This window comes from Actinomadura montaniterrae, from assembly GCF_008923365.1.
Classification (GTDB): domain Bacteria; phylum Actinomycetota; class Actinomycetes; order Streptosporangiales; family Streptosporangiaceae; genus Spirillospora; species Spirillospora montaniterrae.
In genome coordinates this window covers 18,636-34,200 of record NZ_WBMR01000013.1, presented here as the reverse complement: position 1 = coordinate 34,200, position 15,565 = coordinate 18,636, and the positions used below count along the sequence as shown (strand labels likewise).

Here is a 15,565-nt window from a genome sequence, read left to right as displayed (position 1 = left end):
GAATGTCGGTGACCGAGGAGCGGTCCAGTCTCATCGTCCCGCTGATGAAGGCGCGGGTTCCGGCGGAGATCCAGCTGGAGTTCCCGCTGCCGCCGGACGAGGAGCCGGTCCGCGACGCGTTCGCCGGCGACCTGTACGTCACCTACGCGCTGGAGATCGCCGACGAGTCGGCGGTGGCGGGCCGCCGCTACGAGCACGTGGCGCCGCGGCACTGCGCCGAGCTCGGCGTCGCCGCCGCGGACCTGCGCCGCCAGGCGGTGATCAACCTGCGGGACCGCAGGCCGGAGCTCGGGCTCAGCTGGTACCCGGACGTGCGGGCGGTGACGGTGACGCTCGGCGAGCCGGGCCCGATGGGCGCGCCGTCGCGGCGCGGCGGCCTGGAGGCGGCGCTGCTGCTGGACGAGGGGTTCCTCGACAAGCTCGCGCAGGACGTGGAGGGCGACCTGGTCGTCGCGGCCCCCGCGCGGGACGTGTTCGTGGCGTCGGGCACCGGGCACCCGGACGGTGTCGACAAGCTGCGCTGGGCGGTCGGCCAGGTGTGGGCGGAGAACCGCGGCGACGGCGTCTCGGATCCGGCGTGGGACGTCCCGGCGGGCAGCCTCCTGACCCATGACCTGCTGGTCCGCCGCGGCACGACCTGGGAGATCCTGGCGGGCTGACCCGCCCCTCACCTTCCGGCGCCCGCCCGTTCCGCCTCCGGGCGCTCGCCCGTCACACCTTCAGGTTCGCCAGTCCCTCCAGTGCCGCGACCAGCGGGGCGAGCTCCGGCAGCCGGGACGCCGCGGCCAGCGCGTCGTCGAGCGCGGCGTTGTGCGTCGGGGCGGCCTCGGCGTGCAGCTCGCGCCCTTCGGGGGTGGCCTCGGCGCAGATGCCGCGGCGGTCCTCCTCCGACAGCACGCGGGTGAGCAGGCCGCGCTTCTCCAGCCGGGCGACCAGGCGGGTCGTCGCGCTCTGGCTGAGCACGAGCTTGTCGGCGAGCTGCTGCATCCGGACGTGCCGGCCGTCCGGTTCGGCGAGGTGGTGCAGCACGCAGAACTCGTTGACGCTCAGGCCGTGCCGGCGCTGGAGGGCGCGCTCGATCTCGTCCTCGATGCGCGCGTGCAGGGCGGCGAGGGTCCGCCAGCCCTGGGCGCGGTCGGCCGTGCCGGTGGGGGCGCCGGACGGCTCGGCGGGTGACATGGCTCACGCCTCCTCGTGTTGCGCGCCAGGTACTTGCATGGTGATATAGCAGGCGTCTGCAAATACATGCTCGTGCAATAAATGCATGCGCTGGCTGTTGCAGGCGCCGCCTACTCTACCCGAGGAGACCCCTCATGCCCCTCGCGCTGCTGGCCCTCGCGCTGGGCGCCTTCGGCATCGGCACGACCGAGTTCGTCATCGCCGGTCTGCTGCCGGACCTCGCGTCCGACTTCCACACCTCGATCCCCGCCGCCGGGCTGCTGGTGTCCGGCTACGCGTTCGGCGTGGTGGTGGGCGCGCCATTGATCACCGCGCTCGGCGCGCGGCTGCCCCGCAAGACCATGCTCGTCGGCCTGATGGGCCTGTTCGTCGCCGCGCACCTGCTGTCCGCGCTCGCGCCGGGCTTCGGCGTCCTGCTCGCGGCGCGGATCGTCGCCTCGTTCGCGCACGGCGCCTACATCGGCGTCGGCGCGGTCGTCGCCGCCGAGCTGGTGGCGCCGGAGCGCCGCGCGCGGGCCGTCGCCCTGATGTTCACCGGGATCAGCCTGGCGAACGTGCTCGGCGTCCCGCTCGGCACGTTCCTCGGCCAGCAGCTCGGCTGGCGCGCCACCTTCTGGACGGTCGCCGGGATCGGCGTCGTCGCGCTCGCCGGCATCGCGCTGCTCGTCCCGTCCGGCCCGCGACCGCAGGGCGGGCTGCGGCACGAGATGGCGGTGTTCCGCGGCGGCCGGATGTGGCTGGCGCTCGCCACCACCGCGCTCGGCTGGGCCCCGGTGCTGGCCGTCGTCACCTACGTGGCGCCGCTGCTCACCGACGTCACCGGGTTCGGCAAGGGCGCGGTCCCGGTGGTGATGACGCTGCTCGGCGCCGGGATGCTGGTCGGCGGCCCGCTCGGCGGCCGCTACACCGACCGGGCGCTGCTGCCGACGGTCCTCGCCGCGCTCGCCGGGCTGACCGTGCTGTCGGCGGTGCTGCTGGTGACCTCGCACGACCGGATCGCGGCGGTGGCGACGCTCACCGTCTTCGGCGTCGTCGCCTCGGCCACCATCCCGCCACTGCAGGTGTGGGTGGTGGAGAGGGCGGCCGCCGCACCGACCATGGCGTCCGCCGCGAACGTCTCGGCCTTCAACCTCGGCAACGCGGTCGGCCCCGCGCTCGCCGGGCTGACGATCGGGGCCGGGCTCGGCTACACCTCCGCGCTCTGGGTGGCCGCCCTGCTCGGCGCCGCCGGGTTCGCGGCCGCGCTGGCGGGCGGCGCCCTGGACCGCCGCGACCGCCGCGACCGCCGCGACCGCCGCGAGCACAGCGACCGGACGGTGCCGTCGGCCGCTCCCGCCGCCGAGGCGAGCCGCGTGCCGTGCTGACGCCCCGGGTCAGCCGAGGGTCTTGAACTCGGGCCACAGGCGCGTCCAGGGGGCGCGCTGCCCGCGGCAGACCCAGACCGGTTTGCCCTGTTCCTGGTTGTCGAGGCCGACGCCGTTGTCGATGCGGCTCACCGGGCGGACGTCCGTCCAGTAGCGGTGCAGGCGGGCGCCGTCGGCGACGGTGTCGGGGCCGACGACGATGGCCGGGCCGCCGGTGTCGGGCGGGCGGCCGAAGTACCAGAAGCCGTTGTGCCCGCTGTAGGCGCGGGGAAGGCCGAGCTTCGGGCCGTACCGGTCGAGCGCGCCGGCCTCGCCGTAGTTGCCCGTCACGATCACGGCCTTGGCGCGCTCGTCCGCCGGCAGCGCCCGGTAGACGCGCGCGACGTCCTGCGCGAAGCGGGGCCAGCCGACGGTCTCGGCGGAGTCGGCGTTGATGACCGGCTGCGGCGTGTCGGCCAGCCACTTCACCGGGTACACCGGCAGCGTCAGCGCGATGCTGCTCGCCGCCGTCACCGCGTACGCCGGGACGGTCGCCGCCCAGCCCCATCCGCGCGGTGCGCCGCGCCGCTCGACCTCGACGGCGCCGGCCGCCCACAGCGCCGCCCATAGCCCGGCGAGGTAGTACGGCTTGCCGCCGGTCGCGATGAACAGGACGTTCAGCAATAGGTAGGCGTGGCCGAGGAAGCGGAACGGGCGCAGGGCGTCCGACCGGTACGTCCGCCACAGCCCGTAGATCCACAGCCAGGACGGCACGATCCCGGTCATCAGTATCTGGAACGGGACGAAGCCGGGCCGTCCGGCGAAGTCGCCGCTGCCGGCGATCTGCCCGGCCATGTCGACCTGCGGCCAGCCGTGCCGGGCCTGCCACACCAGCCCGGGCAGCAGCGCGGCCACGACCACGGCGGCCCCGGCCGCGAACATGGGGCGGCGGAAGAAGTCCCGGGGGCCGGAGACGAGCAGGCCCGCGACGATCGCGGCGAGCAGGAACCCGGCCAGGTACTTGACGTTCAGCGCCGCCGCCGCGACCGCGCCGGCCGCGAGCAGCATCCGCTGGTCGGACGTCCGCACCCACCTGACGACGAGCCACACCAGCGCCGTCGACAGCAGCAGGTCGAGCGTCGCGGTGTAGAAGCTGTGGCCCACCGCGACCGCGAACGGGCACACCGCGTAGGAGGCGGCGGTGAGGAGCTGGGCGCGGCGACCGCCGCCCATCTCGCGCGCCGTCAGCGCGGCGACCACGACGCCCGCCGCGGCGAAGACGGCGGCCGGGACGCGCAGCGCCACCAGCGTGTCGCCGAACACCGCCGTCGCGGCGCGGGTCAGCAGCGGCAGCAGCGGCGGCTGGTCCGGATAGCCCCAGGCCAGGTGCCGTCCGGCGACGCGGAAGTACAGCTCGTCGCGGTGGTAGCCGTAGCGGGCGGCGACCGCGAGGAGCAGCGCGCCGAGCACCCCCGCCAGTAGCAGCACGGGCCTCCACGCCACCGGTGCCGGACCGTCCGCGGAGGTGACGTCGACGGGCCCGGACGCGGCGGACGCGGGAGCGGACATGCGGTCAACGTATGTCGCGAATGTGGCCTACGTCACGATCATTACTCCGGCCAGGGCCGGTCATCTCCCCGCACCGCCTCCCGGAACCGGCCCGGCGCCTGCGCGAACTCCCGCTTGAACGCCTTCGCGAACGCGAACTCCGACGCGTACCCCACCCGCTCCGCGACCGCCCGCAGCGGCAGATCGGTGTCCCGCAGCAGCCGCGCGGCGACCGTCATCCGCCACCACGTCGCGTACGCCAGCGGAGGCGAGCCGACCGTGGCGGTGAAGCGGCGCGCGAACGCGGCGCGGGACAGGCCCGCCCGCTCGGCCAGCGACCGGACCGTCCACGGCCGGCCCGGCTCGTCGTGGACGCCCCGCAGCGCGGCGGCGACCGCCGGATCGCGCAGCGCCGCCGCCCACCCCGTCGCCTCGTCCGCCGGACGGTCCTCGTACCAGGCGCGCACCATGTACAGCAGCAGGATGTCCAGCAGCGCGGGCAGCGCGGCGTCGCCGCCGTGCCGCGTGCCGCCGTCCAGCTCGCGGCCGAGCAGCTCGATCGCGCCGCGCAGCGACGGGTGCCTGCCGATCCGCGCCGGGATGTGGACGACGTCGGGAAGCTCGGCGAGCAGCGGATGCACCCGGGTCTGGTCGAGGCGGTACGCGCCGCACAGCATCTCCGTGCGGCCGTCCGTGACCTGGCCGTCTGCTTGCTGCGGGCGGGTGAGCGAGCGGGCGTCGGACAGCGGCCGGTCCGGGACGTCCGCGATGCCGTGGCCCAGCTCGCGCGGCAGGAACGCGACGTCCCCGACGCCGAGCCGGACCGGCTCGCCCGCCGCGGGGATCAGCCAGCAGGCGCCCTTGAGCAGGACGTGGAACCCTGCGCCCGGCTGCGGCTCGAACCGCACGCCCCACGGCGCGTCCAGGACGGTGCGCGAGGAGTGCGGCCGCCCGAGCCGCATGGCGGAGATCGCGTCGCTGAGCACGTCCATGCGTCCGAACGTATCGCGAAGTACGAGGTAGCGAGACGAATGGACATGACAGATGGATTCTGAGGCATGGGTAGTCTCGCACGCTCTCCCTACGGTGATCGCAGAGAGCATCACGACAGGGAGACAGCATGAAAATCGCCGTTTACGGAGCGAGCGGGTTCACCGGAGGCCTGGCGCTCGCCGAACTGAGCCGGAGGGGGATCGCCGCCGTCGCCGTGGGACGCGACGCGGAACGCCTCAGCGAGTCCGCCGACCGCGCCGGCGCGCAGGACGCCGACCTCCGGATCGCGGGACTCGCGGACCACGCCGCGCTCGTCGAGGCGTTCCGCGACTGCGACGCCGTGCTCAACTGCGCGGGACCGTTCGCGCTGTGGGGCGAACCGGTCGTGCGGGCCGCGATCGCCGCCGGCAGCCACTACGTCGACACGACGGGGGAGCAGGGCTACCTGCGGCACGTCCTCGACGCGTTCGACGCGGACGCCCGCCGCGCCGGGGTGACGGTCGTCCCCGGGCTGGCCGACGACGGCGGGCCCGGCGACCTGATCGCCGCGCTCGTCGCCGCGCGCCTCGGCGACGTCGACGACCTGCTGGTCGCCGACCTGCGGCGGCCCGGCGCCGTGTCGCGCGGCACCGCCCGTTCGATGGCGGCGGCCGAGGGCGCGGTGCCACTGGAGTACCGCGACGGAGGCTGGGCCCCCGCGCCCGCCGACGAGACCGGGCGGACGATCGTCGTGCCCGGCGAGCCGGACAAGGCCGAGGTCGCCTCCTTCGCGCTGCCCGGCGTCGTCACCGTCCCGCGCCACGTGCGGGCCCGGCGCGTCCGGGGCGCGATCCGCGCCGAGGTGGCCGCGCTGTTCGGGAGCCTGAGCGCCGAGGCCGTGGAGAGCGTCCCGGAGCGGCCGGACGAGGCGTCCCGCGCGGCCGCCCGGTGGCTCATGGTGGCGGAGGCGTCCGACCGGTCCGGACGGACCGTGCGCGGCGAGGTGACCGGGACGGACGCGTACGGGACCACCGCGGTGATCGCGGTCGAGGGCGCCCGGCGGCTCGTCGCGGACGGGGCGCCCGCCGGGACCCGCACGCCCGCCGAGGCGTTCGACCCGGCGGACCTGCTCGGCTTCCTCGAGGCGTCCGGCGCGTCCTGGCGGGTCGAGGCGGCGTGAGGCCGGCGAGACCAGCGTGAGACCGGCGAGACCAGCGTGAGACCGGCGAGACCAGCGTGAGACCGGCGAGACCGGCGTGAGACCGGCGTGAGGCCGGCGGGAAAACCGGTGGGCGGGCGGGAAGTCCGGTGCGTACTGTTCGTCCATGATGTCGACCGGACACCTGCTCGCCTTCTCCGCGATGGCCCTCGCCATCATCGTGATCCCCGGCCCGACGGTGCTGTTCGTCGTCGGCCGGGCCCTCGCGCACGGCCGCGGCACCGCGCTGACCAGCGTCGTCGGCAACGAGATCGGCGCGCTGGCGCTGGTCGCCGCCGTCGCGCTCGGGATCGGCTCGATCGTGGAACGGTCCGTCGTGGTGTTCACCGCGCTGAAGCTGGCGGGCGCCGCCTACATCGTGTACCTCGGCGTCCAGGCGTTCCGGCACCGCCGGTCGCTGACCGGGGCGATCGGCGGCGCGGGCGGCGCGTCCGGCCGCAGCCGCGCCCGCGACCTGTGGCAGGGCTTCGTCGTCGGCGCCACCAACCCGAAGACCACGGTCTTCTTCGCCGCGGTGCTGCCGCAGTTCGTGGACCGCGGGCGCGGGCACGTGCCGCTGCAGATGCTGGTGTTCGGGCTGATCTTCGTGGTGATCGCGCTGCTGTGCGACAGCTGCTGGGGGCTCGCCGCCGGCGCCGCGCGCGGCTGGCTCGCCCGGTCGCCGCGCCGGCTCGCCGCGATCGGCGGCACCGGCGGCCTGATGATGATCGGCCTCGGCGTCACCATCGCCGCGACCGGCCGGAAGGACTAGCGCGCGGAGCGGGCCGGCGCCTGCGGCTACGGGGCCTTGGTGAGGGTCGGGGGCGCGGTGACGGGGGGCTTGCGGCCGAACCGGGCGCGCAGCGGGTAGCAGGCGGCGACCACGGCGAGGCTGACCAGCGAGGCGATCAGCTGCGACCGCTGCGCGTGCAGGAACGCCATCGACACCAGCACCGCCAGCAGCGCGGCCACGACCAGCCACGACAGGTACGGGTACAGCCACATGCGGTAGGTGAGGCTGTCCGGGTCCTCGCGCTGGAGCCGGGCGCGCAGCCGCAGCTGCGAGAACATGATCGCCAGGTAGACGAACGCCAGGATGACCCCGATCGAGTTCATCAGGAACTTGAAGACCTGGTCGGGCGAGGTGTACGAGGCGATCACCGCGGCCCACGCCGCCACCGTGCCGAGCAGGATCGCGCGGACGGGGACGCCGCGCCGGTTCAGCCGCACCAGCCCGGCGGGCGCGTCGCCGTCCCGGGTCAGCACGTACAGCATCCGGGACGAGACGTAGATCGCCGAGTTCAGCACCGACAGCACCGCGGTGAGGATCACCGCCTGCATCACCGTGCCGGCGGCGGGCACGTCCAGCCGGTCCAGGGCGCTGACGAACGGGCTGGTCAGCACCTTGGCGTCGTTCCACGGCAGGATCGACACGACGAGCAGGATGGACAGCACGTAGAACAGCGCGACCCGGTACAGCACGTTGCCGGTGGCCTTCGCGACGGCGCGGCCGGGCTCCTCGCTCTCCGCGGCGGCGACCGTGACGATCTCGGTGCCGCCGAAGGCGAACATCACCGCCACGATCGCGGTGAAGATCGCCTTGACGCCGTTGGGGGCGAAGCCGCCGTGCCCGGTGAGCACGTCCAGCCCGCCGGGGGAGTGCGGCCACAGGCCCGCGACCCAGAGGACGCCGAGCACGAGGAACACCAGGATCGCGGCGACCTTGACCGAGGCGAACCAGAACTCGAACTCGCCGAACGAGCGGACCGACACGAGGTTGACCGCCGTCATCACCACCAGGAGCGCGGCGGCGAGGAACCACTGCGGCAGGTCGATCCAGCCGGCCAGGATCGCCGCGCCGGCCGTCGCCTCCGCGCCGACGAGGATGACGTACAGGTACCAGTACAGCCAGCCGATCGTGAACCCGGCGAACGGGCCGAGCGCCATGCGCGAGTACTCGGCGAGCGACCCGGCGACCGGCCGCGCGACGACCATCTCGCCGAGCGCGCGCAGCACGCACAGCACCAGCACGCCGGCCGCCGCGTAGGAGATGACGGCGGCGGGCCCGGCGGTGCCGATCACGGCGCCGCTGCCGACGAACAGGCCCGCGCCCACCGCGCCGCCGATGGCGAGCATCGTCATGTGGCGGCGGCGCAGCCCCGTCCGCAGCCGGGTCGAGCGGTCGTCGGTGGTGGTGTCGGTCATCGCTCCAGGTTCCGTGTCCGCTGCAGTCCGTGTCCGCTGCAATCAGTGTCCGCTGCCGGGGGTCGCGGCCCGTGACGGGGCCGTCACTCACCTTAGGGGACTTTGGGACCACTGCGATCCATATATCGGTTGTCCGAATATAGGTCTCCGGACGGGACGCAGCCTGGCCGTACGCTGTGGGACGGGCCGCACGGCGGCGGTGCGGCCCGCACGGCGGAGGTACGGCGATGGAGGCGCGATGGACGTGACGGAGGACGTGCTCGGTCCCGGATACGAGGCGATCGAGCTGCCGATGGGACGCGACGCCGAAGGCGAGGTCGTGGGGACCCTCGTCCGGCGGCGCGGCGCGGAGCCGTCCCGCCGGGCCGTGCTGTACCTGCACGGGTTCGTCGACTACTTCTTCCAGGCCCACCTCGCCGACTTCTACCTCGGCCTCGGCTTCGACTTCTACGCCCTCGACCTGCGCAAGTACGGGCGGTCGCTGCGGCCGCACCAGACCCCGAACTACGTCGAGAGCCTGACGGAGTACTTCCCGGAGATCGACGAGGCCGTCCGGATCGTCCGGGACGTGGACGGGCACGGCACGCTGCTGCTGAACGGGCACTCCACCGGCGGGCTCATCGCCGCGCTCTGGGCCGACCGGGCGAAGGGCAAGGGCCTGATCGACGGCGTGTTCCTGAACAGCCCGTTCCTCGACATCAACGAGCCCCTGCCGATGCGCAAGATCGGCGCGGGCCTGGCGCGGGCGCTGCGGCCCCGGTTCCCGAAGGCGACGCTGCCCGCCGGGGTCAGCGACCGGTACCCGCGCAGCATCCACCGCGACCACGAGGGCGAATGGGACTTCGACCTCGCCTGGAAACCGATCGAGGGGTTCCCGGTGCGCGCGGCGTGGCTCGCCGCGATCCGCCGCGGCCAGCTCCGCGCGCACCGCGGGCTGGACATCGACGTGCCCGTCCTGGTGATGGCGTCGGCGCGCAGCGTCCGGCCCACCCGCAAGGCGCTGGACGTCACCGGCGCCGACGCCGTCCTCGACGTCGCGCACATGGCGAAGTGGGCGCCCCGGCTCGGGCCGCACGTCACCCTCGTCCGGATCGGCGGCGGGCTGCACGACCTGACGCTGTCGGCCGAGCCCGCCCGCGGCGAGGTGTTCGCCGAGCTGGCCCGCTGGATGGCCGGCTACCTGCCCGCCGGCGGGTGACCCGCGTCAGCCGGTGATCTTGGACAGGTCGAAGTCGTCGAAGCCGACGACGCTCCGCTCGGCCTGGTTGCCGCCCCGCTCGATCTGCAGCTTCGCGCCGCCGTTCGGCAGCGGCTGGTCGGCGTCGGTCCTGTCGATGACCTGCTCGCCGTTCACCCAGAGCCGCAGCCGGACCTTCTTGCCGCCGTCCTCGCCCTCGCAGGCGACCTGCACCTTGTTCGGCCCCTTCTTGGCGAAGCCGGGGACGGAGTCGGGCGAGGCCAGCTCCTTGGAGCCGAGGGCGGCGCTGGTCTTGCGGAGCGTCGCGCCCTTGCCGTCGTGCCGGACGAGGAACGTGTACTGCTGCTTGCCGTCGTCGCCCGACCGGCACGCCATGCCGTAGTGCGCGTCCGGTGCGCCCTCCGAGACGGTGACCGTGACGGTCATCAGCATCGGGTCCGGGACGTCCTTGGGGTCCTTGGGCACGTCCCGCGACCGCGCCGAGGTGATCGTGTCGGTGTCGAGCCAGTACTTGCCGCCCTGGTAGCCGTACTGGCTGGTGTAGGCGCCTCCGCTCCAGCCGGAGTCCTGGCTGGAGAAGTCGTCGCTGAACACGGTGGCGAGCTTGTCCGGCGGGCCGTCCGAGCCGAACACGGTGAACGCCACGACGGCGGCGACGACGGCCAGCGCGGCAACGGCGGCGCCCGCGATGAGCAGCGGGCGCTTCGGCACGCCGCCGAGCCCGCCACCGCCCGGACCGCCCGGGCCGCCGGCGGGGCGGGAGTCGCGGCGGGTGGCGTCCGCGCCGAGCAGCGCGGTCGGGCCCGGCTGGGCGTGCCGCGCCTGCACGGTCGGGTCCGTCGTCCCGGCGCCGTGCCAGCTCGCCTGGACGGTCTGCGCGAGCACGGCCGGGTCCGGCGTCCGCCCGGAGCCGACCAGGCGGCCGAGCAGGTCCTGGACGGACGGCCGGTTCCGCGGGTCCTTGTCGAGCGCGGCGGCGACGATGTCGCGCAGGCCCGGGTCGAGGCCGTCGAGCTTCGGCTCGTCGTGCGCGACCCGGTAGAAGATCTCCGGGACGGTGTTCCCGGCGAACGGCGCCTTGCCCGTCCCGGCGTAGGCGACGACGCAGCCCCAGGAGAACACGTCGGAGGCGGGGGTGACCGGCTCGCCGCGCAGCAGCTCGGGCGGCAGGTAGTTCGGCGTCCCGACGAACTGGCCGGTGCGGGTCGGGCCGTCGGCGGCGTCGAGGGCGCGGGCGATGCCGAAGTCGATCACCCGGGGGCCGGTGGACGAGAGCAGGACGTTGGCGGGCTTGAGGTCGCGGTGGACGATCCCGGCGCCGTGAATCGCGGCGAGCGCCGTCGCCACCCCGACCGCCAGGCCCTCCAGGTCGGAGCCCGGCAGCGGGCCGCGCTCGGCGACGGCGGTCTCCAGGCTCGGGCCCTCGATGTACTCGGTGACCACGTACAGCGGGTCCTGGTCGAGCTCGGCGTCCAGCACCGGCGCGGTGCAGAACCGGCGGACCTGCCGCGCGGCCGTCACCTCGCGGCGGAACCGGTCGCGGAACGGCGCCTCCCCGGCCAGCTCGCGGTTGATCACCTTGACGGCGACGCGCCGCCCGCCGGCCTCCTCGCCGAGGTAGACCGTGCCCATGCCGCCGCGGCCGAGCCGCCCCACCAGCCGGTAGGGGCCGAGCCCGGTGGGATCCTCGGGGCGCAGGGCCTCGCCGTTCTCTCCTGCGTGCGTGGTCATGGTGTGAAGTTCCTGGGGAGGGGGTTTCCGGGGGTTTCGGGTAGCACCCTAGTGGCCGCCGACGTTTCAGACGCGCGAAGCGGCGGCCGGGTTCGCGAGCACGCGGGCGGCGGGCTCAGCGGGGTCGGCGTGCGCGGGGCAGGGTGCGGAACGGCGGCATCTTCTCGCCGGTGAGGCCGAACGCGTACGCCACGACGCGGCTCGACCAGCGCTGGCAGCCGACGACCAGGCCGTAGAGCGCGCGCGGGTAGCGGCCGGTGAACGGGATGACCAGCCAGCTCACCAGCATGACGAGCACCAGCACGGCGTACATGAGCAGCATCACCAGCAGGTGCGGGATCACCAGCAGCCCGCGCAGCAGGGTGAGCCAGCGCCGCGGCCCCCGCCACGCTCCCGGGAACGGCAGGTCGACCACGACGGTCTCCTCGTCCGGACCAGGGGACGCGGTGGCCTCCACCGGTGACGGGACGGCGGCGCGCGGTTCGGCGGGACGCGGCTCCGGGACGTCCGCGACCGGCGCGGGAACGGGCTCCGGCGACGGCGACGGCTCCGGCGTCGGGGCCGGTTCCGGCGGCGGGACGGGCGCGGCGCCGTCCGGACGCCGCCAGGTCGCCGAGACCGTCTCCGCGGTCCGCGCCGGATCCGCCTCCTCCTGCCCGACGAGCCGGGCGAGGAGCCGCTCGGCGGTCGGCCGGCGGCGCGGGTCCTTGGCGAGCGCGGTCGCGACGATCGCGCGGAGCCGCGGGTCGAGGCCGTCGAGCACCGGCTCCTCGGCGCCGATCCGCCGGAACGTGTCCGCGACCGACGCGCCCTGGAACGGCGGGCGGCCCGTCCCGGCGTAGGCGATGACGCAGCCCCAGGCGAACACGTCCGACGCCTGCTCGACCGGCCCGCCGTGCAGCACCTCGGGCGCGATGTACGACGGGGTGCCGACGAACTGTCCGGTGCGGGTCGGGCCGTCGGGGGCGTCGAGGGCGCGGGCGATGCCGAAGTCGATGACGCGAGGCCCGGTGGACGACAGCAGGACGTTGGCGGGCTTGAGGTCGCGGTGGACGATCCCGGCGCCGTGGATGGCGGCGAGCGCCGTCGCGACCCCGACCGCCAGGCCCTCCAGGTCGGAGCCGGGCAGCGGACCCCGCTCCCGGACGGCCGTCTCCAGGCTCGGGCCGTCGATGTACTCGGTGACGACGTACGGCGGGTCCTGGTCGAGCTCGGCGTCCAGCACCGGCGCGGTGCAGAACCGGTGGACGCGGCGCGCGGCGGTGACCTCGCGGCGGAACCGGGCGAGGAACGCCGGCTCCCCGGCCAGCTCGCGGTTGACGACCTTCACCGCGACCCGGCGCCCGTCCGGCTCGGCGGCCAGGTACACGGTGCCCATGCCGCCGCGGCCGAGCCGGCCGAGCAGGCGGTAGGGCCCGAGAACGCGGGGCTCGTCCTGATCGAGGGGGTCGGCGGTCTGAGTCGTCATGGAGGCAAGGTTAGGGGAGCCGGCGCCGTGCTGATCATCATTAGGGGACGATCGTCAGGGGACGAGGAGCAGCTTCCCGGTGGTGCGGCGCGCCTCCAGGTCGGCGTGCGCGGCGGCCGCGTCGGCGAGGCCGTACCGCTTCCCGATGTGCAGCTCCAGCGTGCCGGACGCGATCCACCCGTACACGTCGGCGGCGCGTTCCAGCAGCTCCTCGCGGGTCGCGGTGTAGTGCGCCAGCGTCGGCCGCGTCAGGAACAGGGACCCGGCCGCGTTCAGCCGCTGCGGGTCGAACGGCGGCACCTTCCCGCCCGCCGCGCCGTACAGCGCGAGGACGCCGCGCCGCCGCAGGCTCGCCAGGCTGCCGTCGAACGTCGGCGCGCCGACGCCGTCGTACACCACCGCGACGCCCTCGCCGCCGGTCAGCTCCCGCACCCGGTCGGCGAAGCCGTCGTAGTCGAGCACCTCGTCGGCGCCCGCCTCCCGCGCCGTCCGCTTCTTCTCGGGCGTCGACGCGGTCCCGATGACGCGCGCGCCCGCCGCCTTGGAGACCTGGGTGAGGAGCAGGCCCATCCCGCCCGCCGCCGCGTGTACCAGCACCGTGTCGCCGGGCTTCACCTCGTGCACCGAACGCGTCAGGTAGTGCGCCGTCATGCCCTGCAGCAGCGCGGCGGCCGCGTCGTCCAGGCCGACGGCGTCCGGAACCGGCACGAGCTTGTCGGCCGGGACGACGGCCTTCTCCGCGTACGAGCCCTGCACGTTCGACCAGGCCACCCGGTCGCCCACCGCGACGTCGCCGACGCCCTCGCCGACCGCCGCGACCGTCCCCGCGCCCTCCACGCCCGGCACGTACGGCAGCGGCTCCGCGTAGGTGCCCGTCCGGTAGTACACGTCGATGAAGTTGACGCCGCTCGCCGCCACGTCGACGAGCACCTCACCGGGCCCGGGCACCGGGTCGGGACGCTCGCCGGGCACCAGCACCTCGGGGCCGCCGCTCTCGGAGACGACGATCGCGCGCATTTCCACTCCTGCCGTTCGGGGAACCTACGACAACGGCGAACCTGGTGCCCGCGCGGGCTATTCCGTCAGACCCAGTCGCGCATCGTGCGTTCGACGAGCGCCACCGCCTCCTCGACCCGGGCCGCGACCGTCTCGGGGTCCCAGATGTCCTGCCGCGCGCAGTCCTCGAACGCGACGCGCGTCGCCGACGAGTAGAACGCCACGACGATCCGGGGCCGCAGGTCGGCGAGCGGGTCGACGCCCTCCCGCCGCGCGATCTCGTCGGCGAGCTTGCTCTCCGCGGCCTTGTACCGCGCCATCTGCGCCGAGATCAGCGTCGGCGTCGCCTCGATCACCTGCCGCACCCGGCGGAACCGCTCGCTGTCGGCCGGATCGCTCCCCGCGATGGTGCGCAGCACCACCCGCAGCGACTCGAACAGCGCCGTGAACGGGCGCTCCTCCGGCGGCCGCGCCGCCAGCGCGTCCTCCAGCACCTGGTCGTGCTCGGCGAGGAAGCTCGTGACGACGTCCTCCTTGGTGGCGAAGTAGCGGAAGAACGTGCGCTGCGACACCTCCACCGCCGCCACGATCTCGTCGATCGTCGTGGCCTCGTAGCCCTGCGCGAGGAACAGCTCGAGCGCCGCGTCGATCAGCGCGAGCCTGGTCCGCTGCTTCTTGCGCTCGCGCAGCCCGGCGAGCTCGTGCCCGGCGCGATGCGAGGCGTCCTCGCGCTCCGGCGGATCGCCTTCCGGCGCGTCCGGTTCGTCGCCGGCGGGGACGGCGGTCATCGGCTGACTCCTTCTCCGGGCCGGGCGCCGGACGCCCGTCTCAGAGAGGCTTCTATCACGGACGCTCCCTCCGGTTCCGAACCGGGTTCCGTTCCGCGGAAGGCGGCGCCCGGAAAACCCGCGTCCCACTCTCGGCGTTTCCGCTGCGCGGCCCGCCGGTTCGGGTCATCCTGAGAGCCGGTCACCAACCGTCGCCGTCCGATCGCCCATGGTCGCCGGCGGACGGCCCGGTCCATGCTGAGGCGGCTGATGCGGGTGTCTGTAGTCGATGGACGAGAGATCGCCGAGGTGCGTCGCCGGCACCTGGCGGTACTGGCGGACGAGCTCCGGGCGCGCGGCCTGTCCTGCCGGCTCGCCGGGCCCAGCGAGAGCGTGCTGAGCGTCCACGGGCCGGGCGCGGACCGGCCGCTCATGGTCGTCGCCACCCCGGTCGGCGCCGGCTGGTCCTACCTCTGGCCTGGCGGCGGCATGGCCGACGTCGCCACCGCCCCGGACGTGGCCGACCGCATCCGCCTCCTGTTCTGACCGCCTCCCTCTGGGGCGCCGGGCTCGCCGGACCCCGCCTTGCTTGTCGGTCGGCGGGGTCTCTAGACTCGGCCGCGAACGTATGTTCGAACGGCCGCATGCTCCTTCCCCCGTGCGGCGAGCACGAGGGGGAGGCAGATGACACGCGTGTTCGGCGACCCGGTGGACGTCTGGACGAGCGACGGGCGTCCGGTCCGGTTCGTCTGGCGTGGCCGGCTCTACCGCGTCCGGCGGGTGCTGGAGCACTGGGTCACGACCCGCGACTGGTGGCGGGAGCAGCATCCCGACGGCGAGGCCACCGGCGAGCGGGAGTTCTGGCGGGTCGAGGCGACCCCGGACCGGGAGATCGGGGTCTACGAGCTGCGCTACGACGCGGTCTCCGACAGCTGGCTGCTATCCCGGGTATGGGATTGA

General features: G+C 74.5%; 15 protein-coding genes. 7 read left to right on the top strand and 8 right to left on the bottom strand.

From position 1 onward, the window contains the following. The first annotated feature begins 8 nt into the window (after nucleotides 1–8). The gene (locus tag F9B16_RS07270) at nucleotides 9–659 is read left to right on the top strand and encodes a DUF1444 domain-containing protein (RefSeq protein WP_225991434.1); all 651 of its coding nucleotides are present in this window, start codon (nucleotides 9–11) and stop codon (nucleotides 657–659) included. Nucleotides 660–711: 52 nt separating this feature from the next. Here the strand turns inward: F9B16_RS07270 and F9B16_RS07265 are convergent, their stop codons facing one another. Further along, nucleotides 712–1,179, bottom strand: a complete 468-nt coding sequence (locus tag F9B16_RS07265; protein ID WP_151539202.1) for a MarR family winged helix-turn-helix transcriptional regulator — start codon at nucleotides 1,177–1,179, stop codon at nucleotides 712–714. Nucleotides 1,180–1,313: 134 nt separating this feature from the next. Between F9B16_RS07265 and F9B16_RS07260 the strand changes: the two genes are divergently transcribed. Next, nucleotides 1,314–2,543 (top strand): MFS transporter, encoded by a 1,230-nt coding sequence (locus F9B16_RS07260; RefSeq protein ID WP_151539201.1) that lies wholly within the window; start codon nucleotides 1,314–1,316, stop codon nucleotides 2,541–2,543. Between the two features lie 9 nt (nucleotides 2,544–2,552). Here F9B16_RS07260 and F9B16_RS07255 read toward each other — a convergent pair whose 3' ends face one another. Then, nucleotides 2,553–4,091, bottom strand: coding sequence for a glycosyltransferase family 39 protein (locus F9B16_RS07255; RefSeq protein ID WP_151539200.1), 1,539 nt, complete (start codon nucleotides 4,089–4,091; stop codon nucleotides 2,553–2,555). A 41-nt stretch (nucleotides 4,092–4,132) separates the two neighbouring features. Next, nucleotides 4,133–5,062, bottom strand: a complete 930-nt coding sequence (locus tag F9B16_RS07250; RefSeq protein ID WP_151539199.1) for an AraC family transcriptional regulator — start codon at nucleotides 5,060–5,062, stop codon at nucleotides 4,133–4,135. 128 nt (nucleotides 5,063–5,190) lie between these two features. Here F9B16_RS07250 and F9B16_RS07245 point away from each other — a divergent pair, with 128 nt between their 5' ends. Continuing rightward, on the top strand, nucleotides 5,191–6,222 hold the full coding sequence (locus F9B16_RS07245) for a saccharopine dehydrogenase family protein (protein ID WP_151539198.1): 1,032 nt from the start codon (nucleotides 5,191–5,193) through the stop codon (nucleotides 6,220–6,222). 145 nt (nucleotides 6,223–6,367) lie between these two features. Further along, entirely contained in the window at nucleotides 6,368–7,012 is a 645-nt protein-coding gene (locus tag F9B16_RS07240) for a LysE family translocator (protein WP_151539197.1), read from the top strand. A gap of 26 nt (nucleotides 7,013–7,038) precedes the next feature. On the opposite strand, the gene F9B16_RS07235 is transcribed toward F9B16_RS07240, so the two are convergent. After that, entirely contained in the window at nucleotides 7,039–8,445 is a 1,407-nt protein-coding gene (locus tag F9B16_RS07235; RefSeq protein ID WP_151539196.1) for an amino acid permease, read from the bottom strand. Nucleotides 8,446–8,683: 238 nt separating this feature from the next. Between F9B16_RS07235 and F9B16_RS07230 the strand changes: the two genes are divergently transcribed. Next, the gene (locus F9B16_RS07230; protein ID WP_151539195.1) at nucleotides 8,684–9,643 is read left to right on the top strand and encodes an alpha/beta hydrolase; all 960 of its coding nucleotides are present in this window, start codon (nucleotides 8,684–8,686) and stop codon (nucleotides 9,641–9,643) included. Between the two features lie 6 nt (nucleotides 9,644–9,649). Here the strand turns inward: F9B16_RS07230 and F9B16_RS50715 are convergent, their stop codons facing one another. The 4 genes from F9B16_RS50715 to F9B16_RS07210 form a co-directional block, all read right to left on the bottom strand. Continuing rightward, nucleotides 9,650–11,374 carry a serine/threonine-protein kinase gene (locus tag F9B16_RS50715; protein WP_192808652.1) on the bottom strand — a complete coding sequence of 575 codons (1,725 nt, stop codon included), beginning with the start codon at nucleotides 11,372–11,374 and terminating at the stop codon, nucleotides 9,650–9,652. Nucleotides 11,375–11,489: 115 nt separating this feature from the next. Beyond that, a complete protein-coding gene (locus F9B16_RS07220; protein ID WP_151539194.1) occupies nucleotides 11,490–12,842 on the bottom strand; it encodes a DUF4389 domain-containing protein in 1,353 nt (450 codons plus the stop codon). A gap of 54 nt (nucleotides 12,843–12,896) precedes the next feature. Then, nucleotides 12,897–13,859, bottom strand: a complete 963-nt coding sequence (locus F9B16_RS07215) for a quinone oxidoreductase family protein (protein ID WP_151539193.1) — start codon at nucleotides 13,857–13,859, stop codon at nucleotides 12,897–12,899. A gap of 65 nt (nucleotides 13,860–13,924) precedes the next feature. Next, complete coding sequence (locus F9B16_RS07210) at nucleotides 13,925–14,626, bottom strand: TetR family transcriptional regulator (RefSeq protein WP_151539192.1); 702 nt, start codon at nucleotides 14,624–14,626, stop codon at nucleotides 13,925–13,927. 249 nt (nucleotides 14,627–14,875) lie between these two features. Between F9B16_RS07210 and F9B16_RS07205 the strand changes: the two genes are divergently transcribed. Next, nucleotides 14,876–15,151: a hypothetical protein gene (locus tag F9B16_RS07205; RefSeq protein WP_151539191.1), complete on the top strand. Its 276-nt coding sequence runs from the start codon at nucleotides 14,876–14,878 to the stop codon at nucleotides 15,149–15,151. A gap of 138 nt (nucleotides 15,152–15,289) precedes the next feature. Next, complete coding sequence (locus F9B16_RS07200) at nucleotides 15,290–15,565, top strand: DUF6504 family protein (protein ID WP_151539190.1); 276 nt, start codon at nucleotides 15,290–15,292, stop codon at nucleotides 15,563–15,565.

Excerpts from the sequence above, each read along its gene's own strand:
- F9B16_RS07230 (WP_151539195.1), top strand. The coding sequence starts at position 8,684 with ATGGACGTGACGGAGGACGTGCTCGGTCCCGGATACGAGGCGATCGAG.
- F9B16_RS07260 (WP_151539201.1), top strand. The coding sequence starts at position 1,314 with ATGCCCCTCGCGCTGCTGGCCCTCGCGCTGGGCGCCTTCGGCATCGGC.
- F9B16_RS07220 (WP_151539194.1), bottom strand. The coding sequence starts at position 12,842 with ATGACGACTCAGACCGCCGACCCCCTCGATCAGGACGAGCCCCGCGTT.
- F9B16_RS07245 (WP_151539198.1), top strand. The coding sequence starts at position 5,191 with ATGAAAATCGCCGTTTACGGAGCGAGCGGGTTCACCGGAGGCCTGGCG.
- F9B16_RS07265 (WP_151539202.1), bottom strand. The coding sequence starts at position 1,179 with ATGTCACCCGCCGAGCCGTCCGGCGCCCCCACCGGCACGGCCGACCGC.
- F9B16_RS07250 (WP_151539199.1), bottom strand. The coding sequence starts at position 5,062 with ATGGACGTGCTCAGCGACGCGATCTCCGCCATGCGGCTCGGGCGGCCG.
- F9B16_RS07255 (WP_151539200.1), bottom strand. The coding sequence starts at position 4,091 with ATGTCCGCTCCCGCGTCCGCCGCGTCCGGGCCCGTCGACGTCACCTCC.
- F9B16_RS07215 (WP_151539193.1), bottom strand. The coding sequence starts at position 13,859 with ATGCGCGCGATCGTCGTCTCCGAGAGCGGCGGCCCCGAGGTGCTGGTG.
- F9B16_RS07210 (WP_151539192.1), bottom strand. The coding sequence starts at position 14,626 with ATGACCGCCGTCCCCGCCGGCGACGAACCGGACGCGCCGGAAGGCGAT.
- F9B16_RS07240 (WP_151539197.1), top strand. The coding sequence starts at position 6,368 with ATGATGTCGACCGGACACCTGCTCGCCTTCTCCGCGATGGCCCTCGCC.
- F9B16_RS07235 (WP_151539196.1), bottom strand. The coding sequence starts at position 8,445 with ATGACCGACACCACCACCGACGACCGCTCGACCCGGCTGCGGACGGGG.
- F9B16_RS50715 (WP_192808652.1), bottom strand. The coding sequence starts at position 11,374 with ATGACCACGCACGCAGGAGAGAACGGCGAGGCCCTGCGCCCCGAGGAT.
- F9B16_RS07200 (WP_151539190.1), top strand. The coding sequence starts at position 15,290 with ATGACACGCGTGTTCGGCGACCCGGTGGACGTCTGGACGAGCGACGGG.
- F9B16_RS07205 (WP_151539191.1), top strand. The coding sequence starts at position 14,876 with ATGCGGGTGTCTGTAGTCGATGGACGAGAGATCGCCGAGGTGCGTCGC.